At 69.3% G+C, this 23,939-nt stretch carries 25 protein-coding genes and 2 pseudogenes; 17 read left to right on the top strand and 10 right to left on the bottom strand.

Translation table 11 applies throughout. From position 1 onward, the window contains the following. Positions 1–14 precede the first annotated feature (14 nt). The gene (locus QF035_RS28535) at positions 15–896 is read right to left on the bottom strand and encodes an SRPBCC domain-containing protein (RefSeq protein WP_307523414.1); all 882 of its coding nucleotides are present in this window, start codon (positions 894–896) and stop codon (positions 15–17) included. An 88-nt stretch (positions 897–984) separates the two neighbouring features. Then, complete coding sequence (locus tag QF035_RS28530; RefSeq protein WP_307523413.1) at positions 985–2,631, bottom strand: polyamine aminopropyltransferase; 1,647 nt, start codon at positions 2,629–2,631, stop codon at positions 985–987. 321 nt (positions 2,632–2,952) lie between these two features. Between QF035_RS28530 and QF035_RS28525 the strand changes: the two genes are divergently transcribed. Then, entirely contained in the window at positions 2,953–3,480 is a 528-nt protein-coding gene (locus QF035_RS28525) for a YbjN domain-containing protein (RefSeq protein WP_143640163.1), read from the top strand. Between the two features lie 45 nt (positions 3,481–3,525). On the opposite strand, the gene QF035_RS28520 is transcribed toward QF035_RS28525, so the two are convergent. Further along, the gene (locus QF035_RS28520) at positions 3,526–4,725 is read right to left on the bottom strand and encodes a hypothetical protein (RefSeq protein ID WP_373466740.1); all 1,200 of its coding nucleotides are present in this window, start codon (positions 4,723–4,725) and stop codon (positions 3,526–3,528) included. A 238-nt stretch (positions 4,726–4,963) separates the two neighbouring features. Between QF035_RS28520 and QF035_RS28515 the strand changes: the two genes are divergently transcribed. Further along, entirely contained in the window at positions 4,964–5,611 is a 648-nt protein-coding gene (locus QF035_RS28515; protein ID WP_307523412.1) for a dihydrofolate reductase family protein, read from the top strand. Between the two features lie 158 nt (positions 5,612–5,769). Here the strand turns inward: QF035_RS28515 and QF035_RS28510 are convergent, their stop codons facing one another. Next, positions 5,770–6,288 (bottom strand): ATP-binding protein, encoded by a 519-nt coding sequence (locus QF035_RS28510; RefSeq protein WP_307523411.1) that lies wholly within the window; start codon positions 6,286–6,288, stop codon positions 5,770–5,772. Between the two features lie 178 nt (positions 6,289–6,466). Between QF035_RS28510 and QF035_RS28505 the strand changes: the two genes are divergently transcribed. From QF035_RS28505 to QF035_RS28480, 6 genes and pseudogenes are all read left to right on the top strand, one after another. After that, positions 6,467–7,381 carry a helix-turn-helix domain-containing protein gene (locus tag QF035_RS28505; protein WP_307531480.1) on the top strand — a complete coding sequence of 305 codons (915 nt, stop codon included), beginning with the start codon at positions 6,467–6,469 and terminating at the stop codon, positions 7,379–7,381. Then, positions 7,338–7,475, top strand: coding sequence for a DUF397 domain-containing protein (locus tag QF035_RS28500; RefSeq protein ID WP_307523410.1), 138 nt, complete (start codon positions 7,338–7,340; stop codon positions 7,473–7,475). Before QF035_RS28505 ends, QF035_RS28500 begins: the two co-directional genes overlap by 44 nt. A 281-nt stretch (positions 7,476–7,756) precedes the next feature. Next, positions 7,757–8,647, top strand: a complete 891-nt coding sequence (locus QF035_RS28495) for a hypothetical protein (RefSeq protein ID WP_307523409.1) — start codon at positions 7,757–7,759, stop codon at positions 8,645–8,647. An 85-nt stretch (positions 8,648–8,732) separates the two neighbouring features. Beyond that, a complete protein-coding gene (locus QF035_RS28490; protein ID WP_307523408.1) occupies positions 8,733–9,389 on the top strand; it encodes a DUF433 domain-containing protein in 657 nt (218 codons plus the stop codon). After that, positions 9,379–9,516, top strand: a pseudogene (locus QF035_RS28485) (toxin-antitoxin system, toxin component, PIN family protein); the annotation flags it as partial. The gene QF035_RS28490 and the pseudogene QF035_RS28485, both read left to right, overlap by 11 nt. Then, a complete protein-coding gene (locus QF035_RS28480) occupies positions 9,510–9,764 on the top strand; it encodes a hypothetical protein (RefSeq protein WP_307532050.1) in 255 nt (84 codons plus the stop codon). The pseudogene QF035_RS28485 and the gene QF035_RS28480, both read left to right, overlap by 7 nt. Before the next feature lie 149 nt (positions 9,765–9,913). Here QF035_RS28480 and QF035_RS28475 read toward each other — a convergent pair whose 3' ends face one another. Next, positions 9,914–10,114 (bottom strand): hypothetical protein, encoded by a 201-nt coding sequence (locus QF035_RS28475; RefSeq protein ID WP_307523407.1) that lies wholly within the window; start codon positions 10,112–10,114, stop codon positions 9,914–9,916. A 130-nt stretch (positions 10,115–10,244) separates the two neighbouring features. Beyond that, the gene (locus QF035_RS28470) at positions 10,245–11,462 is read right to left on the bottom strand and encodes a pyridoxal phosphate-dependent aminotransferase (RefSeq protein ID WP_307523406.1); all 1,218 of its coding nucleotides are present in this window, start codon (positions 11,460–11,462) and stop codon (positions 10,245–10,247) included. 937 nt (positions 11,463–12,399) lie between these two features. Here QF035_RS28470 and QF035_RS28465 point away from each other — a divergent pair. Next, entirely contained in the window at positions 12,400–12,918 is a 519-nt protein-coding gene (locus tag QF035_RS28465; RefSeq protein ID WP_307523405.1) for a DUF2617 family protein, read from the top strand. Positions 12,919–13,108: 190 nt separating this feature from the next. Here the strand turns inward: QF035_RS28465 and clpB are convergent, their stop codons facing one another. Next, a complete protein-coding gene (gene clpB, locus QF035_RS28460) occupies positions 13,109–15,715 on the bottom strand; it encodes an ATP-dependent chaperone ClpB (protein ID WP_307531479.1) in 2,607 nt (868 codons plus the stop codon). Between the two features lie 132 nt (positions 15,716–15,847). Here clpB and QF035_RS28455 point away from each other — a divergent pair, with 132 nt between their 5' ends. Continuing rightward, a complete protein-coding gene (locus tag QF035_RS28455) occupies positions 15,848–16,261 on the top strand; it encodes a pyridoxamine 5'-phosphate oxidase family protein (protein ID WP_307523404.1) in 414 nt (137 codons plus the stop codon). Between the two features lie 226 nt (positions 16,262–16,487). Here the strand turns inward: QF035_RS28455 and QF035_RS28450 are convergent, their stop codons facing one another. After that, entirely contained in the window at positions 16,488–16,823 is a 336-nt protein-coding gene (locus QF035_RS28450; protein WP_143640154.1) for a hypothetical protein, read from the bottom strand. A 288-nt stretch (positions 16,824–17,111) separates the two neighbouring features. Here QF035_RS28450 and QF035_RS28445 point away from each other — a divergent pair, with 288 nt between their 5' ends. Beyond that, complete coding sequence (locus tag QF035_RS28445; protein ID WP_307523403.1) at positions 17,112–18,122, top strand: helix-turn-helix transcriptional regulator; 1,011 nt, start codon at positions 17,112–17,114, stop codon at positions 18,120–18,122. A 1-nt stretch (position 18,123) separates the two neighbouring features. Beyond that, positions 18,124–19,119, top strand: coding sequence for a helix-turn-helix transcriptional regulator (locus QF035_RS28440; protein WP_307523402.1), 996 nt, complete (start codon positions 18,124–18,126; stop codon positions 19,117–19,119). Here QF035_RS28440 and QF035_RS28435 read toward each other — a convergent pair. Further along, positions 19,073–20,116 (bottom strand): helix-turn-helix transcriptional regulator, encoded by a 1,044-nt coding sequence (locus QF035_RS28435; protein ID WP_307523401.1) that lies wholly within the window; start codon positions 20,114–20,116, stop codon positions 19,073–19,075. The two genes, QF035_RS28440 and QF035_RS28435, sit on opposite strands and share 47 nt — an antisense overlap. Before the next feature lie 245 nt (positions 20,117–20,361). Between QF035_RS28435 and QF035_RS28430 the strand changes: the two genes are divergently transcribed. The 3 genes and pseudogenes from QF035_RS28430 to QF035_RS28420 all read left to right on the top strand — a co-directional run. Then, on the top strand, positions 20,362–20,988 hold the full coding sequence (locus QF035_RS28430; RefSeq protein ID WP_307523400.1) for a hypothetical protein: 627 nt from the start codon (positions 20,362–20,364) through the stop codon (positions 20,986–20,988). Positions 20,989–21,058: 70 nt separating this feature from the next. Next, positions 21,059–21,472, top strand: a complete 414-nt coding sequence (locus tag QF035_RS28425) for a Clp protease N-terminal domain-containing protein (protein ID WP_307523399.1) — start codon at positions 21,059–21,061, stop codon at positions 21,470–21,472. A 167-nt stretch (positions 21,473–21,639) separates the two neighbouring features. Then, positions 21,640–22,106 (top strand): annotated as a pseudogene (locus QF035_RS28420) (transposase); the annotation flags it as partial. A 78-nt stretch (positions 22,107–22,184) separates the two neighbouring features. Here QF035_RS28420 and QF035_RS28415 read toward each other — a convergent pair. Further along, positions 22,185–22,778 carry a Uma2 family endonuclease gene (locus QF035_RS28415; RefSeq protein ID WP_307523398.1) on the bottom strand — a complete coding sequence of 198 codons (594 nt, stop codon included), beginning with the start codon at positions 22,776–22,778 and terminating at the stop codon, positions 22,185–22,187. A 177-nt stretch (positions 22,779–22,955) separates the two neighbouring features. Between QF035_RS28415 and QF035_RS28410 the strand changes: the two genes are divergently transcribed. Further along, positions 22,956–23,618, top strand: coding sequence for a DUF5753 domain-containing protein (locus QF035_RS28410; RefSeq protein WP_307523397.1), 663 nt, complete (start codon positions 22,956–22,958; stop codon positions 23,616–23,618). Between the two features lie 2 nt (positions 23,619–23,620). Beyond that, positions 23,621–23,812 carry a DUF397 domain-containing protein gene (locus QF035_RS28405; protein ID WP_307523396.1) on the top strand — a complete coding sequence of 64 codons (192 nt, stop codon included), beginning with the start codon at positions 23,621–23,623 and terminating at the stop codon, positions 23,810–23,812. Positions 23,813–23,939 lie beyond the last annotated feature (127 nt).

The following is a 23,939-nucleotide window of genomic DNA, read 5'->3' as shown; positions in this document are numbered from 1 at the left end:
CGCAGCCGAGACGTCTACCGGCGCTTACGGAGGGCTCTGCCCAGTACTACCGCCGAGGCCAGGAGGAGGGCCGCCGCGGGGGCCGCCCAGCGGAGGGCCGCGCTGGGGCCCGTCGCCTCGGGCGCGGGGACGGGGGCGTAACGCCCCCGCGGAGGCGCGTGGTCCACCTCCTCCGCGCTGCGGCCGATCATCGTGCGCCGGGCGTGCGCCGCCTCGGCGGGAGCGCCGGACGCCGGGACCGCGTCGTCCTCGAAACCGCCCTCGAAGTCCTCCTCGGCGAACGGTTCGAGAGAGGGAGGCGGAACCTCGGCCTCGTGGATCGAGGAGGACTCCTCGACGTCAGGGGTCTGCTCGGCGGGCGAGGCCTCCTCGGCCGGCGGAGGCTCCGAGGCCGCCGCCTCGGGCGCGGGGGCGGACGCCTCGGGCTCGGGAGCCGCTTCCGTCGCCCCCGCCTCACCGCCGGAGGCCGCCGCGGCCAGCCCCTCCGCGAAGCGGCTCAGCAGGCGGGTCGTCGCCGAGGTCACCGCGTCCGCCGGAAGTTCCGTGACCCGGCCGTCGGCCGACGCCGTACCGGTGAACGTGACGGTCGAGCCGCTCAGGTCGTCGTCCTCGCGCGAGCGCAGCGACAACGTGAGGGCGAGCTTCACCGTTCCGCTGCCGCGGGCCTCCGTGGCGTCGGCCTCGACGGCGTACGTGCCGTCGTCCTGCGGGGAGACGGTGAGCGCCCCGCGATACGTGATGGCGTGCCCGCCGACGCGTACCTTCAGGCGGCCGGAGACGGGCGGTGTCCCCGCGTCCTGCTGGAGCCCGGGCACGGCCCGGGCAACCCGCGCGGGATCGGCGAGAGCCTCGCGCAGCGACTCGACGGGAACCGGAACGAACACCTCATGCTCCATGTCGGCCGAGCCTACCCAGCACCGCCCGTACCGCACCTCTGTATGAGGGGATTCCCCCGGATCCGCCGGCAGAGCGACTCGGTCGGAGTCAGTCCGCGTACCTCGGATGCACCAGCGTGGACGGCGGGAGGCCGGTGAGCCGGGTGCGTTCCGCCGCCCGCACGCCCGCCCGCAGGGACGGCACGTACGGGGTGCCCGGCGGCGTACGCAGCTCCGGCCGGGCGCGGGACGCGAGGACGAACCCCCAGTCGTGGGGAGCCCGGGACCGGCTCGCCGCCGCCGGGTCGCGTCCGGCCACGGCGTACGGGACGGTCCGCAGACCGGCCGCCCGTACCGTCGCGTCGACCGTCCAGAAGGCCCGTGGCCGCGACTCCACGGGCCCCGCGTGCACGACGAGCCGCCCGCCGCCCGCGAGCACGCCCCGCGCGAGCCCGTAGAACTCCTGCGAGTACAGCTTCGTACTGGACGTGATCCCGGGATCGGGCAGATCGGAGACCATCACGTCGTACGCGCCCCGCGGGGCCCTCCGCAGCCAGCCGAACGCGTCCGCGGCGACCACCCGCACCCTCGGGTCCCCGTAGACGTGTCCGTTCAGTTCGGACAGCGCCCGGTCGGTGCGGGCCAACTCCACGAGCCGTGTGTCGAGTTCGACGACGTCGACCTGCCGTACGCCGCCGTGCCGCAGCACCTCGCGCACGGCGAGCCCGTCGCCGCCGCCGAGGACGAGCACGCGCGCGTGCGGGCCGTTCATCGCGGGGTGGACGAGGGCCTCGTGGTAGCGGCGTTCGTCGCTGCCGCTGACCCGCAGGCGTCCGTCGAGGTAGAGGTCGAGGGGACGGCCGTCCGTGCCGCCGGTGAGGACGACCTCCTGGACGTCGGTGTGCATCGCCACGCGTACATCCTTGCCGTACACCGCGTGCCGCGCGGCCCGTTCGAAGTCGTCCACGAGGACGGCGGCCGAGGCGAGCAGTGCGAGCACGACGAGGTTGGCGACGACCAGCAGCCAGCGGGCACGCCGGCTCAGGTCCTGCCGGAACAGGCCGAGGACGAGGGCACCGCCCGCGATCGCGTTGACGGTTCCGGTGATCAGCGTCGCGGTCAACTGGCCGAGCAGGGGCAGCAGCAGGAAGGGGAAGGCGAGCCCGCCGGCCAGCGCGCCCACGTAGTCCGCGGCGAACAGGTCCGCGACCGCGCCGCCCGCGTCCTGTCTGCGGATGCGCTGGATCAGCTCCATCAGCAGGGGGACCTCTGCGCCGATGAGCAGCCCGATGGCCAGGGAGAAGGCGACAAGGACGTAACTGGAGCCGCCCTGCCAGGCGCCGCCCCAGTCGCCGGTCCAGGCGAAGACGGCGTACAGGGCCATCGCGCTGCAGCCGCCGACGAGCGCGAGCAGTGCCTCGACGGCGCCGAAGCCGGCCGCGGCGCGGCCTCGCAGGCGCTTCGCGACGAGCGAGCCGAGGCCCATCGCGAAGACCATCACGGACAGCACGACGGAGGCTTGGGTGACCGAGTCGCCGATCAGGTACGAGGCGAGGGCGACGAGTTCGAGTTCGTACACGAGTCCGCAGGCCGCGCAGATGAAGACGCCTGCGAGGACGAGGAACCGTCCGGTGGCCGTGCTGACCGGCAGACGCGCCGGGCCCTGGCCGCTCCAGGGCGGCGGGGCCTTGGCCGTGCCGGGCTGGGCGGGGGCCGTGGCCGTGCCGGGCTGGGCGGTGGCGTGCGGCTCGATCACCCAGCGAACGGTACGTCACCGAACAACTGCGTCCTGTCACCCACACGTGTGAAAAGTCGGGCCTGAACGCATACTTTGGCCAGGGCGCGTACGGGCCGTGAACGGGGTTCTTGTCTTTTTACGGTCGCGTTGTCGGGTGCGGGTGAGTGCGGGCTTGTCGCGCCCACGCGGCGGAGCCGCAAATGTCACAGCCCCGCGCCCCTTACGGGGCTTGCCCCGCGGCTCTGTCCGATTCTCCTGGGGCCAAAGGACTACTGAACGCCGATCACGGCTAGGGTCGAAGTCAGGTAACCACGTGCAATCCTCAGGAGTACCCACCGAATGTCTATCGACCCGTCCTCGATTCCGAACTTCGGGGGCCAGCCCGAGCCGAACCCCGGCGGACCGGCGGGCCCCGTCGTCCCTGATCAGGACCTTGTGAAGCAGCTCCTGGACCAAATGGAGCTGAAGTATGTCGTCGACGACGAGGGTGACCTCGCGGCGCCGTGGGAGCAGTTCCGCACGTATTTCATGTTCCGCGGTGAAGGCGACCAGCAGGTCTTCTCGGTGCGGACGTTCTACGACCGGCCGCACCAGATCGACGAGAAGCCCCAGCTCCTTGAGTCCATCGACGACTGGAACCGGCGCACGCTCTGGCCGAAGGTCTACAGCCACACGCACGACGACGGCACCGTCCGCCTGATCGGCGAGGCGCAGATGCTGATCGGCACCGGCGTCAGCCTGGAGCACTTCGTGTCGTCCACGGTCAGCTGGGTGCGGGCCGCCATCGAGTTCGACAAGTGGCTCGTCGAGCAGCTCGGCCTGGAGCAGGAGATCGACGAGGCCGACAAGCCCGAAGAGGACGAGTAGGACTCACTCGGGCGCGAGCCCCGCGGGCCACGGCCGCGCGGCGGCTCACAGCGGCTTGTGGGCGAGCACGACGAGGTACGCCCCGTACGCGAACGAGAGCCCGGCCAGGGCGCCGACCACCAGGGTCGCGTGCCACGGTCGGGCTCTCGCCGTCCGTACCAGCGCGCAGGCCAGCGGCAGCAGCAGCGGGAACGCCGGCAGCAGGAACCGCGGCTTGCACTCGAAGAAGCCGGCGCCGCCGACCGCCACGAGCAGCAGCGCGCCCGCGTAGACCAGCAGCGGCAGAGGCGCGCGGTCGGCGATCAGCAGCCCGTACAGCAGCAGGCCCGCCGCCACGATCACCATCGACATGGGGAAGACCAGCCGGTCGCCGTGCAGCAGCAGATGCTTGACGAAGCGCAGCGCGCCGAGGCCGAAGTCGAAGCGTGAGCCCCACAGCCGCTGCACCTCGAAGTACCCGCCGAGCAGATCGCCCTTGCGCCGCCCCACCCACAGGAAGAACCCCGCCCACCCGAGCGGTGCGAGCGCCGCGCCCGTCCACAGCCTGTGGGAAACCTTTCCGCGCCGCCTGAAGATCTCGTACGCCGCCGCCGCGAGCACGGCCGCCGCCACGGCGAAGCCGTTCGGCCGGGCCAGCCCCGCGCAGGCCGCGAGGGCGCCCGCCCACACCCAGCGGCCGGAGAGGACGGCGTAGAGCGACCAGGCGGCGAAGGCGGTGAGGACCGGCTCCGTGTACGCCATCGAGAGCACGACGGAGTGCGGCATCAGGCCCCACAGGAGGACCAGGGTGGTGGCGACGGCGCGGTCGTGCAGGCGGGCCCCGATCGCGTAGATCCCGCAGGCGGCGACCGCGGCGGCCGTCCACGAGATCAGCAGGCCGGCGCCGGGGCCGCTGAGCGGGGTCAGCTCGGTGACGGCCCGCAGCAGCCCGGGGTAGAGCGGGAAGAACGCCAGGTCGCTGTGGACGACGGTGGGGCGGAAGTGCAGGCTGCGTCCGTAGCCGTCGCCGGCGATCCGCAGATACCAGACGGAGTCCCAGGACCGGCCGAGCAGGAGCACCGGGTGCCCGCCGGTCGCCCAGGCGGTCATGGCGACGGCCGCGGCGCCCAGCAGCCGGGCGGCGGCGAACAGCCCGAGGGCGGTACCCATCGCCGCCGCCGGGGACGGACGCGGACGGGCACGGCCCTCGGTGGCGGGCTTTGTGACGGCGAGGGGCGGGGGTGCGAGGGTACTTGCTTGGGTCACACCAGAAGATTGCTGGCAATTCGTATCATTTGCGAGCAACGCGCGGCTCGGAGAGTGCGAATTCCCCCGAGGCGGACGTCCGCCGACGAAGCCGCGGCCATACCGCCGGCGGGTCCGCTCCCGATGCGCCTTGGAAAAAAGCTACGGGCCGCTGTCGATTGGGCCACGTCTCATTCGACATCATGATGTGCGGCGCCTCGCCACACGATGACGTTGACAGGACCTGACGAGGAAACCCATGGATCAACTGCTGAGAGTCATGAACTTCATGGTCTCGAGTGACGGCATCGGTGCCGGCGAGGACCAGAGCTTCGAGCACCCGTTCGGCCGTGCCATCAATCCCCAGAGGATGTTCGCCTGGGCAGGCGCCACGGCAAGCTGGCCCATGCGCACCGATCCCGGGGGGAGCCGGGGCCTCGATGACTACTTCACGCGAGACTACGAGCGCAACATCGGTGCCGAGATCATGGGCCGCAACAAGTTCGGGCCCCAGCGCGGGCCCTGGCACGACCACGAGTGGCTCGGCTGGTGGGGTGACGAGCCCCCGTTCCGCACCCCGGTGTTCGTCATGACTCACCACGAGCGTCCGTCGTTCACGCTCTCCGACACCACATTCCACTTCGTCGACGGCGACCCGGCCACGGTCCTCGCGCAGGCACGGGAGGCGGCGCAGGGCAAGGACGTCCGGCTCGGCGGCGGGGTTACCACCATCCGGCAGTTCCTTGACGCCGACCTTGTCGACACCATGCACGTGGCGGTCTCGCCGGCAACGCTCGGGTCCGGACTACGACTCTGGGAGTCCCCCGATGAGCTGCTCGACCGGTTCCACCTGGAGGTCGTGCCCAGCCCGAGCGGCGTGACGCACCACCTGTTCTGGCGAAGGTGACGCGAGGACCCACTCGGGGATGCCGACGCACCCGCACAGGCCCGGCCACCCCACCTCCAGCGGTCGGAGCGGACGTCACCGCCCGTCCGCCGCTCCGACCGCCCCGACCGCCCCGACCGCCCCGACCGCCAACCCGGCGAACCCTCCCGGTCGGAGCACTAAACGACAGCTGATGGCTCGATGGGCACCTCCGCCCATACCGTCTTGCCCACGAGTCGACGAGGCTCGGACCCCCAGCACACGGCCAGGACGTCCACCAGGAGGAGCCCTCGGCCCGACTCGCCCTCGGGGTACGACGAGGGCGGGGCCGTGGGCGGCCGCACCGCGGAAGCGGCGTCCGCGACCTCGATACGCACCAGGCCCGCAGCCGCGTCGAGGACGAGCCGGAGGCCGAAGTCACGCCCGGGGACCCGGCCGTGCTGCACGGCGTTCGCGGCGAGTTCGCCGACGACGAGGGCGACCGTGCACGACGCGTCCGACGCGGGCGGGTGGCCCCACTCCTCCATTCGCCGGACGGCGAGCCGCCGTGCGAGCCGCGCACCTCGCGGCGAGGAGACGAACTGCTCGCTGTATGAGGGGAGTTCGCGTGCCGCGTCGGCGAGCGCAACGGTTTGCGCGGCATGGGGCGCGGCGCTCCGCCGTGGCTCGTCTCCCGGGGTGGTCGTTCCTGTCAGCACGGCTTGTCCGTCCTTGTCTGTCGAGCTGGGCGACATCCCGTGACGTACACGATTCGTCACGTTCCGTGCTCAAGAGTCGTCCGATCGCCCTACGCTCGACAGGTGACACGGCCTTACTTTTCAGCCCGTAAGGAACGGAAGTGACGCTTTGGCCAACGGAATTGACCCCAGTACGTCGATGGCGGCGCTGTTCGGTTCGCGGGTGCGCAGACTCCGTACGGCGGCCGGACTGACCCAGGCCGAACTCGGCGACCGGACACACGTGGTGAGCACGCGGATCACGCAGATCGAGCGAGCGTCCGGAGCGAAGCCGACGCTGGAACTGACGCGTGCGCTGGACGCGGCCCTCGGTGCGGACGATCTGCTGGTCGACCTGTGGCCGTACGTGTACCGGGAGGCGTTTCCGGACTGGTCGCGGAAGTTCATGGAGTACTCGGGGCGGGCGGTGGCCATCCGCGAGTACGCGGCTCATGTGGTGCCTGGCTTGTTGCAGACGGAGGACTACGCGCGGGCGGTGCTGAGAGTCGGTCGAACGCTTGGCAGCGAAGAGCAGTTGGAGGAGCGGGTCGCCCTTCGCATGGGACGACAGGAGCGTCTCGGAATGCCCGACCGTCCCGAGCTGTGGGTGGTCCTCGACGAGGCGGTACTCAGGCGTCCGGTCGGTGGCCAGGCGGTGATGTGTGAGCAGTTGGCGCGGTTCCTCAGGACCGCGGCTGAACTTCACATCACCGTGCAGGTACTGCCGTTCGACCAGGGCGAGCACGATGTCATGGGCGGCTCGCTCACGGTTCTCACCATGCCGGACGGCTCGGAGATCGCTTACACGGAAGGCGCGCACTACGGCCAACTCGTCGAGGATCCGGACGAAGTCAGAAGATTCGCGCTGACTTACGATCGGCTGCGGGCGGCAGCTCTGCCCCCGCTCATGTCACTCGACATGATCCGATCCGTGATGGAGGACAACCACCGTGGAGCGAAGGTCCCGTCCCGATCTGAACGGCGCCGCGTGGCGCAAGAGCAGCTACAGCAATCAGGAAGGCGGCAACTGCGTGGAGGTGACCGACGGGTTCCGGGCCGTCGTCCCCGTCCGTGACAGCAAGGTCCCGCACGGTCCGGCGCTGTGCTTCGAAACCGCCGCCTGGGCCGCCTTCATAGGCGAGTTGAAGTCCGGGAACCACCGTCCCTGAGGCGGCCGGACCCCGGCCGCCGTCCGTCTTCCGGGCTCGCCGGGCCCTTGTCCGCGAGGGTCCGGCGGGCCGCTGACCTCCCCAAAGAACCGGGGGAAAGAACTACCCGCCCACCCACCCTCCCCCGCCAGGAAGCCTGCGTCACCCGTCCGAGTGACCGGCTTGCAGGCGCGGGACACGGCCGGTTACGTTCGCCGCGACAACCGCAAACAGATACGGCCCCCGGCCGGGACTGCAATCCCGAACGAGGGCCTGACCAACCAGGAAGTAGCACCTTCCCGATGGCTGACTCGCAGTCTAACGCGCGCCTGCGCGCCGACGCCGGAGCTCCGACCTCCGGCGTGATCCACGTACGCACCCGCCTCACGGCCGACTTCACCGTCATCGCCAACGCCCTCGCACAACGACGCGGCAGCGCGGTCACGGTCGGCGTCGCGGTGTACATCCTCTCCCTGCCCACCGGCACCCCCGTGACCATCGCCGCCCTGTGTGAGCACTTCACCGAGGGCGAGATCCTGATCTCGCGGGCGCTCAGGGAGCTGGAAGCGGCCGGATACCTGGAGCGCCGCCGCGAGCGAACGCCCACCGGGCAGGTCCGAACCCGGACGTACTTCTACGACGTCCCCGGCGGCGATCCGGACCGTCCGGACCCTGACGGGTCTCCCGAGCCACCCAGGCCCCGCCGTCCCCGGGAGCAGCCCGCCGCGGCGACAGTCACACCCAAGTCCGCGTCCGTGGAGGAAACGATGGCCGCGCCCGTACAGGCCGAGGCGGAGGCACCCGTCCCGCTCGCCGACGCAGACCCGCAGGCCATCGCCGTACTCGCCGCCCTGCGCAGGGTCGACCCCCGTCTTGTCCTGTCCGCGCGTGAAGCCGTACGACTCGCACCGGCCGTCTCCCAATGGCTCGCGGCCGGCCTCCTGCCCACACAGGTCACGGACCACCTCACTTCAGGGCTCCCGGTCGGCCTCCTGATCCGCCCGGCCGGCATCCTCGCCTACCGGCTCAAGGAGACTCCCCTGCCCGCACCGGCCAGAGGCGCAGAACCCGCAGTACGTCCGTCGATCGCGCCCATGCGGAACTGCGACGGCTGCGACCGGGGGTTCCGCTCGACGGAACCCGGCCGTTGCCGGGACTGCAGGTCGGGGGACCGTCTCCGTGCGGCCGGTTGAGCCCGTGGCTTGGTGTGTGATCCACCCGCAGGTGGGAGTCTTGACGTGCGACGACGCGAAACTCGGTGCCAAGAGGAGGTGGGGCATGGTCGACAGGTTCCAGGACGGGCTTCTGACACCTACGGAAACGGCCTCCTACCTTGAGATCCCGCAGTCGACTCTCACCTCGTGGCTGAAGGGCAAGGCGGCCGGAGCACCACTGGTTCACCAGGTGGAGCCGGTGCGCAAGGGGCAGCCTTCGGTGCCGTTCATCGCGGTGGCCGAGGCACACGTCCTTCGATCTCTGCGTTCCCTGGGGCTCCGCATGAGCGAGATCAGGGAGGCGGCCGCCGCCGTACGGGACGCGTTCGACACCCCCTATGGCCTCGTGTCCAAGCGGATCGCCACGGACGGCGTGGACATCTTCGTCGAGCACGGTTGGGGGGATCTCCGCAGAGCCCGCGACGGCCAGGTCCCCATCCAGGAAGTGGTCTCCGACTATCTCCGCTACCTCACCTGGGAGCCGGGCGACGACTTCCCTTCCAGCCTGCGACTGAGGCAGTATCCGGACTCGGTCCCTGTCGTGATCGATCCGAGGTTCGGCCACGGTCTCCCCGTGGTGGCCGCCAACCGCGTCACGGTCCGGGCCATCACCGACCTGTGGGAGGCCGGGGAGACCATCGAGGACATCGCGTACGACTACGACATGACGCCTGAGCAGGTGGACGCGCTCTGCCGAGCAGTGGTTCACCTTGCCGCCTGAGTTCTTCCTCGACCGGAATCTCGGTCGTCGTGTCGCCGAGGGGCTGAGAAGCTCCGGATGGACGGTTCACCGCATCGGGGACGTCTTCCCGGACGACGGGCAGGATGTTCCCGACGAGGAGTGGATCACTCACGGTCTCGACCGATCCTGGGTCCCGCTGTCGAAGGACGGGCGGATCAAGACCGGGACCTGGAGATCCGGCCCGTCCTGGAGCGCGAGGCAGTGCTGTTCTACCTGGACAACCAGCAGCTTCGCAGCGCCGAGATGGTCGAGCGGCTCGTCGCACGCCGTGACGCGATCCACCGGGCTGTCGAGAAGGGTGGTCCGGCGGCCTACGCCGTACGGCACGACCGTGTTGAGCTCACCTGGCCCTGACAAGCGGACGGTCCGGACCGGCTTGCCGCCGCCTGGGACGAAGACCGAAGCCCAGCCCTTCGCGTCGAAGGCGAGGGCTCAGCTCCCATCCGTGCAGTACCTCTGGAGTTCCCGCGACCACCGCGCTCTCGCAGAGGAACACATGCACATCACGGTCGCACGGCACCCGCTTCGGCCATACGACGGTCCAGTTGGGCATCCAGTTCGGCCTGCTCGGCATCGTTCGGGTCGCAGCCGTTCCACTCCCGCCGTACCACCCGCGCCTTCTCCGCCCGCTCGGCCGGGGTGAGCAGAGCCTCGGCAAGCCGGACGCGGGCATCGGCGGGGATGCGGATGTTGGCGTCCGACATGATGAGGGCTCCCTTTCGTTCGATCGCGCGGGTACGGGTACATCCCCGTACCCGTCGCTCTGACCCGCCCGTTGTGCTGCGGGCAGGTACATCGCGGCAGGCGCCCACAGGGCGGCCCCGCCCACCGGGCTCACCCCGCGAGCGTCTTGAGGCGCTTCACCGCCTCCTCCAGGACGGGCGTCTGCTTGCAGAAGGCGAAGCGGACGAAGGGGGCCCCGGCCTCGCGGTGGTCGTAGAAGACCGCGTTCGGGATGGCGACCACGCCCGCGCGCTCGGGCAGCGCGCGGCAGAACGCGAACCCGTCGCTCTCGCCGAGCGGCCGGATGTCGGTGGTGATGAAGTACGTGCCGGCCGGGCTGAACACCTCGAAGCCCGCCTCCGCGAGCCCCGCGCCGAGCAGATCCCGCTTGGCCCGCATGTCCGCGCGGAACGCCTCGAAGTACGTGTCGGGCAGCGCCAGCGCCTCGGCGACCGCGTACTGGAAGGGCCCCGAGGCCACGTACGTCAGGAACTGCTTGGCAGAGCGGACCGCCGCCACCAGGTCGGGCGCGGCCGTCACCCAGCCGACCTTCCAGCCGGTGAAGGAGAAGCTCTTGCCCGCGCTCCCGATGGTGACCGTGCGCCCGCGCATCCCGGGCAGGGTCGCGAGCGGGATGTGCTCGGCCTCGTCGAAGACCAGGTGCTCGTACACCTCGTCGGTGACGACCAGCAGGTCCCGCTCGACGGCCAGCTCGGCGATCGCGGTGAGCTCCTCGCGGGTGAGGACCGTGCCGGTCGGGTTGTGCGGGGTGTTGATCAGCAGCAGCCGGGTGTTGTCGGTGACCGCGTCGCGCAGCTCGTCCAGGTCCAGACGGAAGCGCCGGTGCACGACCCCGTCGTGGGTGTCCTCGTGCGGGCGCAGGGTGACCGGTACGCGCGTACCGCCCGCCATCGCGATGCACGCCGCGTACGAGTCGTAGTACGGCTCCAGGGCGATCACCTCGTCGCCCGGTTCGACGAGGGCCAGCAGCGCCGCGGCGATGGCCTCCGTGGCGCCCGCCGTGACCAGGACCTCGGTGTCCGGGTCGAACGTGAGGCCGTAGCGGCGCTCCTGGTGCGCGGTGATCGCGGTACGCAGCTCGGGCACGCCCGGGCCCGGCGGGTACTGGTTGCCGCGGCCGTCGCGCAGCGCCCGCACCGCCGCCTCGCGGATCTCCTCGGGGCCGTCGGTGTCGGGGAAACCCTGGCCGAGGTTGATCGAGCCGGTACTCAGGGCCAGGGCCGACATCTCGGCGAAGATCGTCGTGCCGAACTCTGCGAGGCGGCGGTTGAGGAGCGGGCGGCGTGCACTGGAGGTCATGACCGTCATCCTGCGCTCAACCTCTGGAGTTGCTCAACTCTGCTTTGGTCCGTGAGGCGCGGGGGCATCCCCCTTTCACACAAGAAGCACACACGGGAAAACAGCAAGAGGAACAGACAGAAACGCAGACAGAAGCACTGGCAAGAAGCAGAGCCCACGGGGGGCCGCTTCGGGGGAACGGAAGGAGGGTGGCGCCATGATCGTAGGCATCATCCTGGCGGTGTTCGTCGTACTGGTCGTCATTGGACTCGTGTCCGCCGCGACGAGCGGCAGCAGGCGGCGTTCGCGCCGGTCCAGGCACAGCTGGTGGGCCGGCGGCTCGGGTTCGGGCTCGGGCGGGGGCGCCGGCTGTTCGACGGGGAGTTCTTCGTGCGGTGGCGGTTCGTCCTGCGGAGGCGGGTCGTCGTCCTGCGGGGGCGGGGGCGGTGGGGGCGGATGCGGCGGAGGCAGCTGACACGGGGCAGCTGAGCTCCGGACGGGGAACCGTGTCCGGGCCGTCCGGCACCACGAGAGTCCGTCGGGATTCTTCTCCCGGCGGGCGCTTCGCCGTGTGCCGGGGTTCGCCGCCCGCGGGGGCTCTTCGCCGTGTGAGGAGAGCCGGGCGGGTGTCGAGGAGTGTTGAGGGACGTTGAGGGGCGTTGAGGAACGTTGAGGGAGTGGGGGGCGTGAAGGCGCACGTGTGAGCCAATGGCGCACCTCCTGCTTGAACAGTTGAGCTGTGGAGCCCTCGGAGGGATGGAAACCCTACGAAGTTGGGTAAAAACGCTTTGGCGGACGCGCCGTTCATGATTCCCTCGTAATTGCCGACGCAGACCCCGGAACATCCTTCTGACCCGGCCGCCTGGGCCCAATCCCCGCCCGGCGCCGACCGGGGTGCGACGGACCGACTCACCCTCACCCTTCACAGACACCAACCCCACCCTTTTGCGTGCAGCGGAGCGGACCCATGCTCACAACCCTCAACACCGCCTATTCCGACACGCGTGCGGCAGATCTCGCTTGGGCCCTTGGTCGCGAACCGCTGCCCGCGCTCGCCACGCTCGATCTCGAACTCTCGGGTTCGAAGCTTCAGTTGAGACTGCTCGGGGCGTCCCACCAGGTGCTATTGGAGGAGGAGCGGGGCAGCTGTTCGGAGACCGTCGCCTGTATTCCGGGCAGCAGCACACCGTTGCCGCTCGGCGTCGCCAAGCGGGTGGGCGACTGGGAGTACGAGTTCGCCGCGCGGGTCGAGACGTTGTCCCGGGGCTCGTTCGCGGGGCGCGCGCAGGAGTTGCTCGCGCTGGTGGCCGACCATCCGAATGGTCTGGCGGGGGTCTTCCCCGGCAGCCCGCACGCCTTCACGGCGATGCTCGCGCAGCGGCATGAAGGCCAAGTGCACTGGCGCACTTGGCATGCGTATCCGCAGGACGGGCAGCTTGTGGCCACCCGCACGCGGGTGGGTGTGCGGGTGGCTGCGCCGGCGTGAGGGGTGGGTGGGGTTCGGTTGTGCGGGTGCGGCCCGGTGGGGGCTTGTCGCGCAGTTCCCCGCGCCCCTAAAGGCGAAAGACGGGCTGCGCCCCCGTCTTTCGCCTTTAGGGCGCGCAGCCCCTGCTTTTAAGGGGCGCGGGGAACTGCGCGAGCAACCCCCACCGGCCCGCACACGAACTCCGGCCTCCTTACAGCTCCTTGCCGGAGGCGGCCGTCGCCGGGCCGACGATCAGGCCGTCGCCGAACGCGTCCACGCGAACCGTGTCGCCGTCGTTGACCTCGCCGGAGAGGATCTCCTTGGCGAGCCGGTCACCGATGGCGGTCTGGACGAGCCGCCGCAACGGCCGCGCCCCGTACGCCGGGTCGTTGCCCTCGTCGGCGAGCCAGGCCAGCGCCGCGTCGGTGACCTCCAGGGTGAGCCGCCGCTCGGCGAGCCGCTTCGCGAGCCGGTCGACCTGGAGCCTGGCGATCCGCTCCAGCTCGGTCTTGTTCAGTGCGGAGAAGACCACCAGATCGTCGAGCCGGTTGAGGAACTCCGGCTTGAAGGAAGCCCGTACGACCTCCAGGACCTGCTGCTTCTTCTCCTCCTCGGACGTCAGCGGCTCGACCAGATACTGGCTGCCGAGGTTCGAGGTGAGGACCAGGATGGTGTTGCGGAAGTCGACCGTCCGCCCCTGCCCGTCCGTCAGGCGGCCGTCGTCCAGCACCTGGAGCAGGATGTCGAAGACCTCCGGGTGCGCCTTCTCCACCTCGTCGAGGAGCACCACGCTGTACGGGCGGCGGCGGACCGCCTCGGTCAGCTGGCCGCCCTCCTCGTAGCCGATGTAGCCGGGCGGCGCGCCGACCAGCCGGGCCACGCTGTGCTTCTCCCCGTACTCCGACATGTCGATGCGGATCATGGCCCGCTCGTCGTCGAAGAGGAAGTCCGCGAGGGCCTTGGCGAGTTCGGTCTTGCCGACGCCGGTCGGGCCGAGGAAGAGGAACGAGCCGGTCGGGCGGTCCGGGTCGGCGATGCCCGCGCGGGTGCGGCGTACGGCGTCCGAGACGGCCTGTACGGCCTCGGTCTGGCCGATCAGCCTGCGGCCCAACTCCTCCTCCATGCGCAGGAGTTTCTGGGTCTCGCCCTCAAGGAGGCGTCCGGCGGGGATGCCGGTCCAGGCGCCGACCACGTCCGCGATGTCGTCCGGGCCGACCTCCTCCTTCACCATCGTGCCCTTGGCGGCCTCCTCCTCGGCCTCGGAGGCTTCCTCCAAGTCCCTTTCCAGGGTGGGGATCTCGCCGTACAGCAGCTTGGAGGCGGTGTCGAAGTCGCCGTCGCGCTGGGCCCGTTCGGCCTGGCCGCGCAGTTCGTCGAGCTTCTCCTTCAGCTCACCGACACGGTTGAGGGACTGCTTCTCCTTCTCCCAGCGGGCGGTGAGGCCGCGCAGTTCCTCCTCCTTGTCGGCGAGGTCGCGGCGCAGCTTTTCGAGGCGCTGCTTGGAGGCGGGGTCGGTCTCCTTGTCGAGCGCGAGCTCCTCCATGCGGAGCCGGTCGACGGCCCGCTGGAGTTCGTCGATCTCGACGGGGGACGAGTCGATCTCCATCCGCAGCCGGGACGCGGACTCGTCGACGAGGTCGATGGCCTTGTCGGGCAGGAAGCGGGAGGTGATGTACCGGTCGGAGAGCGTGGCGGCGGCGACGAGCGCGCTGTCCGCGATGACGACCTTGTGGTGGGCCTCGTACCGCCCCTTGAGTCCGCGCAGGATCGCGATGGTGTCCTCGACGGTCGGTTCGGCGACCAGCACCTGCTGGAAGCGGCGTTCGAGGGCGGGGTCCTTCTCGATCCGCTCGCGGTACTCGTCGAGGGTGGTCGCGCCGACCATGCGCAGCTCACCGCGGGCGAGCATCGGCTTCAGCATGTTGCCGGCATCCATGGAGGAGTCGCCGCCGGCGCCAGCGCCCACGACGGTGTGCAGCTCGTCGATGAAGGTGATGATCTGCCCGTCGGAGTCCTTGATCTCGGCCAGGACCGTCTTGAGGCGCTCCTCGAACTCACCGCGGTACTTGGCGCCGGCCACCATCGCGCCCAGGTCGAGCGAGACGAGCCGCTTGTTCTTGAGGGACTCGGGCACATCGCCCTTGACGATCCGCTGCGCGAGCCCCTCGACGACGGCGGTCTTGCCGACGCCGGGCTCGCCGATGAGGACGGGGTTGTTCTTGGTGCGCCGGGACAGCACCTGGACGACCCGGCGAATCTCCTGGTCACGGCCGATGACGGGGTCGAGCTTCCCCTCACGCGCGGCCGCCGTGAAGTCCGTACCGAACTTTTCGAGTGCCTTGTACTGGCCCTCGGGATCCGGGGTGGTCACCCGGCGCCCTCCCCTGCTCTTCTGAAAGGCCTCAAGCAGCTTCTTCGCACTGGCCCCCTGCTGGGAGAGTACGTCCCCGCTCTGGCCGCCCTTCGCCGCGATCCCCATGAGCAGGTGCTCGGTGGAGAGGTACTCGTCGCCCAGCTCCTTGGCGCGCTCGGCGGCGTCGGCGATGACGGCGAGCAGTTCGCGGTTGGGCTGCGGCGGGGCGACGGTGGAGCCCGTCACGCTGGGCAACGCGCTCAGCACGCGCTCCGCGCCGGTCCGTACGGCGGCCTGGTCGGCCTCCACGGCGGCCAGCAGGTCGGTGATGTTCTCGTTCTCCTGCCCCTCAAGGAGCGCGAGGAGCAGATGCGCGGGGGTGAGATCGGCGTGACCCCCGGTCACGGCCCGGTTGCTGGCCGCGTTGATCGCGTCCCGGCTCCTGTTGGTCAGCTCGGCGTCCACGTGTCCGTTCTCCTCCTCGTGCTCCTGCACATACGCGTGCTCCAGGTCGGCCTGACCCAACCAACGTACACAAAGTTGAGTCTATTCCACTCAAGAAGGTGCGGGCGAGGGTCAGCGGATAGGTTCCGGTCCATGGCCTCGTACCCCGTGAACCCGCACGATCCCGACGACTCGTACCTCGGATTCTGGCGGGAACGTCACCTGTGCACCCTGACCACCCTCCGTCCCGACGGCACGCCGCATGTGGTGCCCGTCGGGGTTACATACGATCCGGAGGCCGGTCTCGCTCGGGTGATCGCGAACAAGTCCAGCACGAAGATCCGGAACGTGCAGGCAGGCGGGCCCGACGGCGTCCCGGCTGCGGTCTGCCAGGTGGACGGGCGGCGATGGGCGACGCTGGAGGGGCGCGCGACGGTTTCCACGGATCCGGCCCGGGTCGCGGAGGCGGTACGGCGGTACGCCGAGCGCTATGGCCGGACCCCGTCCCCCAACCCGTCCCGGGTGGTCATCGAGATCGCGCTGACGTCGGCGATGGGGCACGGTTGAGGGGACGACCGATGGGATGGCCGATGGCACGGCTGACGGGAAACCGGTGCGAGGCGAGCGCACAGCGGGACACCAGTTCGGTACCAGGCCGATTTCAGCCCTTGTGAAAACTGGTGGATGCCCTGAAATATGCCTGGAAACTGCAGCGGCGTCACCGTGTTCAGGTCACGGTGACGCCGCTGCGGGGGGAAGCGCCTGAGCGATTTACAACGACGGGGGAATCGCGTCAGGCACTGCGGGGGGTGGCTGAGATGGCTCGTACGTCCGGGGCTTCCGGCTCGTCCAGTCGGTGGTCGCGCTGGTCGAGGTTCACAAAGATCATTCCGTACCGAATGGCGCACCGTACCGGCTGCGGCGCCCCCCGAGGCCGTCGCAGACACCGGTACGCCCGCAGGTCGTCGTCGTCGTCCCGGGTCACCACGACCGGCTCCCCGAACACCGTCACCATCAACGAGTCACCGCTGTGGGGGACAGCAGTGGCCAGATCGATGAAGTGCCAGCCGGAGCGGTACGCGGTGGCCATTTCTCGGCGGAAGGAGCGGTCGTCGGGAGGGGTGGTCATCGGCTCAGCCCCAGGAGCTGTCAGGGGGTGTTTCCGCGTCGTTCACACTGGCGGGCTGCGCCGAGCCCCAACTACTGTCCGCCGTTACGTCGCTCGGCTCCCCCGACAGGCCGCTCAAGGCCCCGAAGGCCACGACCGCGGAGAGAGCAGCAGCAAGTACCGAGCGAAGCATTCTGTTCCGCATAGTCGGCTTCGTCCTCACTTGAAGGTCTCCTCTTCCCCCGTCGAGTACGACGATGGCTCATTCAGGCACGTCATGGCCACACAATCGATGCATCATGTTCCTGCATGTTCAGGACCCTGGGGGGTGGAAATTTGGCAACACATGGGACACAACGGACACATCCCCATGGCGTCACCGAACTGTGTGCCGAAGGTGAGCGTCTCTACGCGAATGCGCTGCGCACAGGACGCATCGCCCGAACGGAGGCGGAATCTGCTCCCTGCCTGATGGAGCTGGCCCTGGTCCACCCCGACCCCGACGACGCGAACTGGCTGCGTCCGGTGCCTCCGTCGGTCGCCCTGGCTCAGCGCCTCCACCCCATAGAGCGTGAGATCACGGAGCGTAGGCGGCTCTCCATCGAACTGGCCGACGCTTTCGAGCCGTTCCTCGCGGTCAGCGCCCAGGCCACGGCGTCCACACACGCAATCCGGGTGCTGGAAGGATTCGAACGGATCAATGCGGCGCTCGACCTCGCCACGGCCGAGTGCCGCTCCGAGATGCTCACGGTCCAGCCGGGCGGCCGACGCCTGGAGTCGACCCTGCTCCAGGGGCTGGAACGCGACAGACCGTTGATCGACCGCGGAGTGAGTCTGCGCACCCTCTACCAGCACACCGCCAGATACAGCCCCGAGACGCTGGCCTATGTGGACCAGATAGTCAAAGGCAAGGTGGAGATACGCACCATCGACGAGCTCGTCGAGCGTCTCATCATCTGCGACGAGACCGTCGCGTTCATCCCCACCCGCGACGACAGACAGGTCGCCCTGGAGCTACGGCACCCGGGCCTCGTCCGCTACCTGGTCAAGGTCTTCGAGTTCATGTGGGGACGCGCGGTCCCGCTGGCCGCCGGCGATCCGTACGAAACCGCGTCCGACGGCATCACCGACATCCAGCACTCCATCGCGAAGCTCCTCGTGGAGGGCTACGTCGACGAGGCCATAGCCCGCCGCCTCGGCATGAACGTACGCACCTGCCGCGCCCACATAGCGAAGCTGGCCACCGCCCTCGGCAGCGGCAGCAGGGCCCAACTCGGCTTTCTCATAGCGCAGTCGGGGATCCTGGAGCAGGATCACTGACATGTCCTCCAGACAGAACCGTGAGCTTCATGCACACGGGGCCGAGGAGCTGTGCGAGGCAGGCATGAGCCTCTACGCCCGCGCCCTGCGCGAGGGAAGTGTGCTCGAAGTTGATGTCGAAGCTGCTCCCTGTCTGCTCGGCCTCGGTCTGTTGCACCCCGGCATGGACGACGAGAAGCGTCTGGTGCCCACGGCACCGGCCGTAGCGCTGCCCCGGCTGCTGCGGGCGTTCGACGAGCGGATTGCGGAGGAGCGGCGGCGGGAGACTCGGCTGGCCGACTCGTTCGAATCGCTGATGAGGATCGACGGACGGAACACAGCCCCGGCGGAACCGACGGGCATCACCGTTCTCAACGGCCTCGAGCGGATCAACACGGCCATCACCGAGGCCATGGCGGACGCCTCGACGGAGCTGCTCACCGTCCAGCCCGGCGGCGCCCGGCCTCTCAAGGCCCTCGCCATCGCCCTGCCCCGCGACCAGGCCCTGCTCGACCGCGGCTGCCGTATGCGCACGCTCTACCAGCACACGACCCGCCACGCCCTTCCGGTGGTCGCCCACTATGAACGGCTGCGCGGCGCCGTCGAGGTACGTACGCTCGACGAGATCACGGAGCGCTTGATCGTGGTCGACGGGGCCGTCGCGTTCATCCCCGCGAAGCGGGACCGCACCATCGCTCTGGAACTGCGCCATCCCGCGCTGGTGGACTACCTGGTCACCGTCTTCGACCGCCTCTGGAGCCTGGCCACCCCCATGCACCCCAAAGCGGTGCGCCGCCCGTCCCTCAACGGCATTACCCCCCGCCAGCACGCCATCGCCGCCCTCCTCATCGAAGGCCACACCGACGCGGCCATCGCGGACCGGCTCGGGCTGAACATCCGCACCGCCCGAGTCCACATCGCCAAACTCGCCGCCACCCTCGGCAGCGAGAGCCGGGCGCAGCTCGGTTACCTCATCGGTCGGTCGGGGATTCTGGAATCCCGGGACCGGGAGCCGTGAGGGGCTGGAGTTCCGGGTCGCGGGGCGGGCCGTCGAGGCCGGCCTGGGCGATGCGGACGCCGAGCTGGGTGCGGCTGGCGGCGCCCAGGGTTTCCGAGAGGCGGGCTATGTGGGCGCGGCAGGTGCGGACGCTGATGCCCAGCCGCTCCGCGACGACCGCGTCCTGATGGCCTTCCGCCAGCAGCGCCGCAATCGACCGCTCCCGGTGCGTGATGCCCTCGATGCCCGTGTCCGGGAGGGGTGCGGTGAGGGGGATCGCCAGGCGCCAGAGCCGTTCGAAGACGGTGACCAGGTAGTCCACCAGCGCCGGGTGACGCAACTCCAGCGCGATCGTGCGGTCGGCGCTCGCCGGGATGAAGGCGACCGTGCGATCGAAGACGATGAGCCGCTCGGTGACCTCGTCGAGGGTGCGGGCCTCGGCCGCGTCGCCCATCAGCTCCATGTAGTTGAGCAGGCCCTGCCCGTGCCGGGCCACATGCGTGTACAGGTCGCGCATGCGCACGCCCCGGCGGCGCAGCGCCATCGCCCGGTGCAGGCCCTCGGAGAGTTCGTCCTCGCGTCGGATGCCGCCCGGCTGGACGGCCAGCACCTCGGACGCGCACGCCTCGGTCGCCTCGTCCATCGCGGCCCGGATCCGGGGCAGTCCGTCGAGCACCCGGATCGCCACGCCCTCGGCGCGCGAGTCGGCGTTGCCGCCGAGGGCCGCGTACCACTCGAAGGCGGACACCGCCGAGCCCATGCGCGACTGCGTCGAGGCGACGTGCTCGTGCATCTCCCTCAGCAGCCGTGTCATGACCTCCTGCGGCGAGGTCGGCACCAGCCAGCCCATGTCGTCGGGGTCGGGGTGCAGCAGCGCCAGCTCGACCAGGCAGGGCACGGTCTCGGCGTCGTCGCGGGACACCCGGCCGCGTCGTACCGCCCGGGAGTACACCCGGTCCCCCGCCTCGCACAGGCGGTCAGCACCGTGCGGATGCGCTTCCTTCCCGTGCCCGGCCATCTCCTCAACCCCCGGTTCCAGCCTCTTCCGGAGCGCAACTATGCGCGGCTGCCCCCGCCTCCGCAACATGGGCTCCACCGAACCGTGCCCCCTATCGACACAGTGAATCCCCATTTGTCCACTCCTCAGCATGGCTCGTTGCAACAAGCTGATGGTGGTGGGCGGGCGCGTACCCGTTGCATCGTGGGACCGCTTAACGACTTCAGAACGTGCGGACTGTCCTCCCAGAGCTTCGACACGGTTTCGTGACCCGCCTCGCCTCACGCAGCTACCTGTGCTTTCTCCGGGCACGCAGCGTCGGAACCTCTCTCGCCGTCATCGCTGCGGTGAGCGCAGTTTCACTGCTGGCCGGCGCAAGCCTCATCGACCTCCGCGTCGGAAGCGGCGCGGGAGTCCCCTATGCCACGCTCGCGCCGGCCATGTCGGGAAGTCTGATCGCGGCCTCTGCCCGCAGTGGCTTGTTCCGACAGGAGCAGTTGGCCTCCAGAAACCTATGGGGCCCCCGCGCCGCCCTGCTCCTCGGAATGGTCCTGTGGGCCGCGGCATGGGCAGCCATCGCCCAACCGACACTCCCCAGCTCACCCGGGGACGTCGCCGCAGTCCGCAACGTCGTCGGCTTCACAGGACTGGGGCTGATCGCCAGCCGCATCGTCGGGGGTCGGCTCGCGTGGATCGCGCCGATCAGCATGGCGATCGCCGCGCTGACCTTGGCCAGTTCCAGCGGTCAGTCCCGTGGCGCCGCACTCGTATGGCCACTGACCGCCGACGGCAACGTCACCGCAGCTCTCGTAGCTCTCACGTTATTCGCGGTGGGTGCAGGCATCGTCATTGCACAGGGAACGCGCGAGCGGGAGACAGGTGCAGAGGAATGATGTCAGCAGACCTCAGCCATTGTTCACAGACCGGTAGACGACGGACTCGACGCGACAGAATACTGATCACATGCCCGAATTGATGTCAGAGGATGCGGTTCGAGACCTCGCACAGGCCCCTGCCGAAACCCGGTCCTTGCACCGCAACGAAGTCTTCCCCGTGCACGTGCTCCTCTGCGTTGCTCACCATGAGAGCGATGCGAGCAGCCTGCTGAAGGCCGCGGGAGTCGAGTACTCGGTCCTGCACGCGGCACTGACGGCCGGTCAACCGGCCGACAAGCCGACCAACAAGCGAGAGCTCCCGTGGTCCAGCTCGATGGATCACATCCTCCAGCTCTCCCAGAGCTACACCAAGAAGCACTTCACCTCGAGTCACTTGCTGGCCCTGATCCTGGACAACGACAAGGACAGCGTCACGCTGCTGCGCGAGTGCGGCCTGAACGTCCCAGAATTCCGAGCCGCGCTTCTCTCAACGTTTGGGTGACGCCTGACCGCCAATCGAGCGGGAGTCCGTCCCTCCTGCACGGATTGCTCGGGCAAGCCCGCCCTGCGGAAAGGGCAGCCGGTCAGGTTAAGGGCGGTCCGCTCACCCAGCAGCACCCCCGTTAGGCGCGTTTGTCCGTTTCGCCTGTTTCGGGGAGCTGGTGAGGGATGGACATGCGGCAAGTGGACGGCATGCGGGCGGAGTCAGCTCGGTTCGTGGCGGATGTGTTCGCGTCTGTGCCACGTCGGGAGCAGCGCGCCAAGGGTGACTGTTACCTGCGGATGTTGATACTGGATGGCCGGCGCAAGTCGATCGCCGCGATGCCAGGCCGGTTGCCGGACGGTGATGAGCAGAATCTGCAGCAGTTCGTGAACCAGTCGCCGTGGGATCCGCAGCCGGTGCGGCAGCGGATCGCCAAGCGAGTGGTGCCGCTGATCGGCCCGGATGCAGGGGTGGTCGACGATGTGTCCTTCGCCCAGGACGGCCGCATGTCGGTGGCGGTGGCGCATCAGTACTGCGGTGCGCTGGGCAAGCAGGCCACTGCCAGGTCGCGGTGAGCGTGCATGCCGTCACCGACGCTGCGTCCGTCCCCTTGTTCTGGCGGCTATTCCTGCCCACGGAGTGGGATTCGCCAGCGGCATCGACTATCCCCGCTTGGGTCCGGTGATCGCCGTGCCGATCACGAAGCCCTTGGCGGGGCCTTCGGGGATGGTTACCTCGGTGCCGTAGAGGACGCGGTGGATGTCTTCCCAGTCGGCCTTGTCGGGGCGCGGTCCGGTGAACAAGGTGACGGAACCCTGATCATCGAAGTCGTCGATGATGACGTAGATGGGGATGCCGGAGCGGGCGCCCTACGCTTCCGCACTCGGTCCCGGTCCCGGTCCTGGTTGCGGCTGCCCGGAGAGACGACTTCGACGATCAGGCACACGGACTCGGCCGTGACTCCGAGGTCGTCCTCGTCACCGCACTGCTCGGTGTCCTCAGGCGCGACGAAGGCATCCGGAATCCATGCCCTGCGCTTGTGGATCACGTTCACATCCTGGTGACAGGCGTACTCGCCGCCGTCCAGGAACTTGTCCAGAGCCCTTCGCACACGGTTGGTGATCAGGCCGTGCGACCGGCGAGCGGTGGGCGACACCTCGATGGCTCCCCCGATGATCTCGGCGCGGTAGCCCTCGGGGAGTTCCAAGGCTTTCCATGCCTGCCACAGGACCTCGTCCAGGTCGGGGCCGTTCTCGGCGGGGGACACGGACTTCGTCCTGATCTCAGGCATGGTCTCGGGCCTCTCGTGCGCAAGAGCGGTCATGGCGGCACCTCCTCCTCAAGTGTGGGCTTGGCGTAACAGAGGCACAAGCAACGCGATCACGGTACGTACGTCGATAGGGCCGACCAGGGGAATGGTCCCCGCGTCACCCGCTGCGGTGAGGGTGGAGCGGACCGTCGGCTGCCGCATCCCCCAGCTCGAATCGAGGCCCTGGTCGCGATGAGCGAGGACAGCGGCAAGGGCTGGTGGACCGGGTACCGCCGCGCGCTGAGCCAGCCAGTACTGGATCTGGCGGAGCTTGAGGCAGCCGCTGACGCGCTGTTCTCGTATGAGTCCCTGTTCGTCCCAGGCATCCTTCAGACCCCGGAATACACTCGCTCCATCTTCCGCTCCAGCCAGATCGAGCGGCCCCGTGACAAACTGGAGAAGGCCGCTCAGTTCCGTACCGAACGGCAGCAGATCCTCACGCGGGTAACGCCCCCGACCCTGCACGCGGTGATCCACGAGGCCGCTCTACACATGCGGTTCGGCGGAATGGCGGTCATGCGCAGGCAGCTCCTGCACCTGATCCGCATGGCGGAACTCCCCCATGTCACCATCCAGGTGCTGCCGTTCACGGCTGAGGGCCTGTCGGCCTGTAGCACCCCGCTTCTGCTCATCGAGTCCCACGGCTCGGCGCTGGACACTGTCCTCGTGGACAACCCTGCGGCTGCGCTCTTCATTCACGAGGAGGACGCGATCCTGAAGTATCGAACGCGCTTCGACCGACTGCGTACCGCGTCCCTCCCGCCTCTGGACCCAGGAGTGTCCGCATCCACGCATGAGTCCCGCGATTCCCTGGGACTGCTCCAGCATGTGCTCTACAGCCTTCAGGAGGTCTGACCATGTCCGAACCCACCTGGCAGAAGTCATCGTTCAGCGAGGATCAGGTGAACTGCATATACGTCGCCCCCGCCCTCGACGGAACCATCCACCTCCGGGAGAGCGAAGAACCCCGCACCGTACTCACCAGCGCCCCGCAGGGACTTACCGCACTCCTCCGCCATCTCAAGGCCGAACCGCCCACACCTGTGTGACCGCGACGCACCACGTGAGCTGCCGGAATTCACCGAGTGATCGTCGTGTCACGTGCTGCATCCACCGTCAGGCCATGGCGGACATATGTGACGCATACGCGTTGGCCGACGCCCTCTCGGGCGACGA

Origin of the sequence: Streptomyces umbrinus (assembly GCF_030817415.1) — a bacterium.
Classification (GTDB): domain Bacteria; phylum Actinomycetota; class Actinomycetes; order Streptomycetales; family Streptomycetaceae; genus Streptomyces; species Streptomyces umbrinus_A.
Note: the sequence above shows the minus strand (reverse complement) of the source record. Positions and strands in the feature narration are given on the sequence as shown.

Excerpts from the sequence above, each read along its gene's own strand:
- QF035_RS28440 (WP_307523402.1), top strand. The coding sequence starts at position 18,124 with ATGTCCTCCAGACAGAACCGTGAGCTTCATGCACACGGGGCCGAGGAG.
- QF035_RS28405 (WP_307523396.1), top strand. The coding sequence starts at position 23,621 with ATGTCCGAACCCACCTGGCAGAAGTCATCGTTCAGCGAGGATCAGGTG.
- QF035_RS28450 (WP_143640154.1), bottom strand. The coding sequence starts at position 16,823 with ATGACCACCCCTCCCGACGACCGCTCCTTCCGCCGAGAAATGGCCACC.
- QF035_RS28455 (WP_307523404.1), top strand. The coding sequence starts at position 15,848 with ATGGCCTCGTACCCCGTGAACCCGCACGATCCCGACGACTCGTACCTC.
- QF035_RS28445 (WP_307523403.1), top strand. The coding sequence starts at position 17,112 with ATGTTCAGGACCCTGGGGGGTGGAAATTTGGCAACACATGGGACACAA.
- QF035_RS28470 (WP_307523406.1), bottom strand. The coding sequence starts at position 11,462 with ATGACGGTCATGACCTCCAGTGCACGCCGCCCGCTCCTCAACCGCCGC.
- QF035_RS28435 (WP_307523401.1), bottom strand. The coding sequence starts at position 20,116 with ATGGCCGGGCACGGGAAGGAAGCGCATCCGCACGGTGCTGACCGCCTG.
- QF035_RS28415 (WP_307523398.1), bottom strand. The coding sequence starts at position 22,778 with ATGACCGCTCTTGCGCACGAGAGGCCCGAGACCATGCCTGAGATCAGG.
- QF035_RS28535 (WP_307523414.1), bottom strand. The coding sequence starts at position 896 with ATGGAGCATGAGGTGTTCGTTCCGGTTCCCGTCGAGTCGCTGCGCGAG.
- QF035_RS28465 (WP_307523405.1), top strand. The coding sequence starts at position 12,400 with ATGCTCACAACCCTCAACACCGCCTATTCCGACACGCGTGCGGCAGAT.
- QF035_RS28515 (WP_307523412.1), top strand. The coding sequence starts at position 4,964 with ATGGATCAACTGCTGAGAGTCATGAACTTCATGGTCTCGAGTGACGGC.
- QF035_RS28490 (WP_307523408.1), top strand. The coding sequence starts at position 8,733 with ATGGTCGACAGGTTCCAGGACGGGCTTCTGACACCTACGGAAACGGCC.
- QF035_RS28525 (WP_143640163.1), top strand. The coding sequence starts at position 2,953 with ATGTCTATCGACCCGTCCTCGATTCCGAACTTCGGGGGCCAGCCCGAG.
- QF035_RS28475 (WP_307523407.1), bottom strand. The coding sequence starts at position 10,114 with ATGTCGGACGCCAACATCCGCATCCCCGCCGATGCCCGCGTCCGGCTT.
- QF035_RS28505 (WP_307531480.1), top strand. The coding sequence starts at position 6,467 with ATGGCGGCGCTGTTCGGTTCGCGGGTGCGCAGACTCCGTACGGCGGCC.
- QF035_RS28495 (WP_307523409.1), top strand. The coding sequence starts at position 7,757 with ATGGCTGACTCGCAGTCTAACGCGCGCCTGCGCGCCGACGCCGGAGCT.
- QF035_RS28425 (WP_307523399.1), top strand. The coding sequence starts at position 21,059 with ATGCCCGAATTGATGTCAGAGGATGCGGTTCGAGACCTCGCACAGGCC.
- QF035_RS28410 (WP_307523397.1), top strand. The coding sequence starts at position 22,956 with ATGAGCGAGGACAGCGGCAAGGGCTGGTGGACCGGGTACCGCCGCGCG.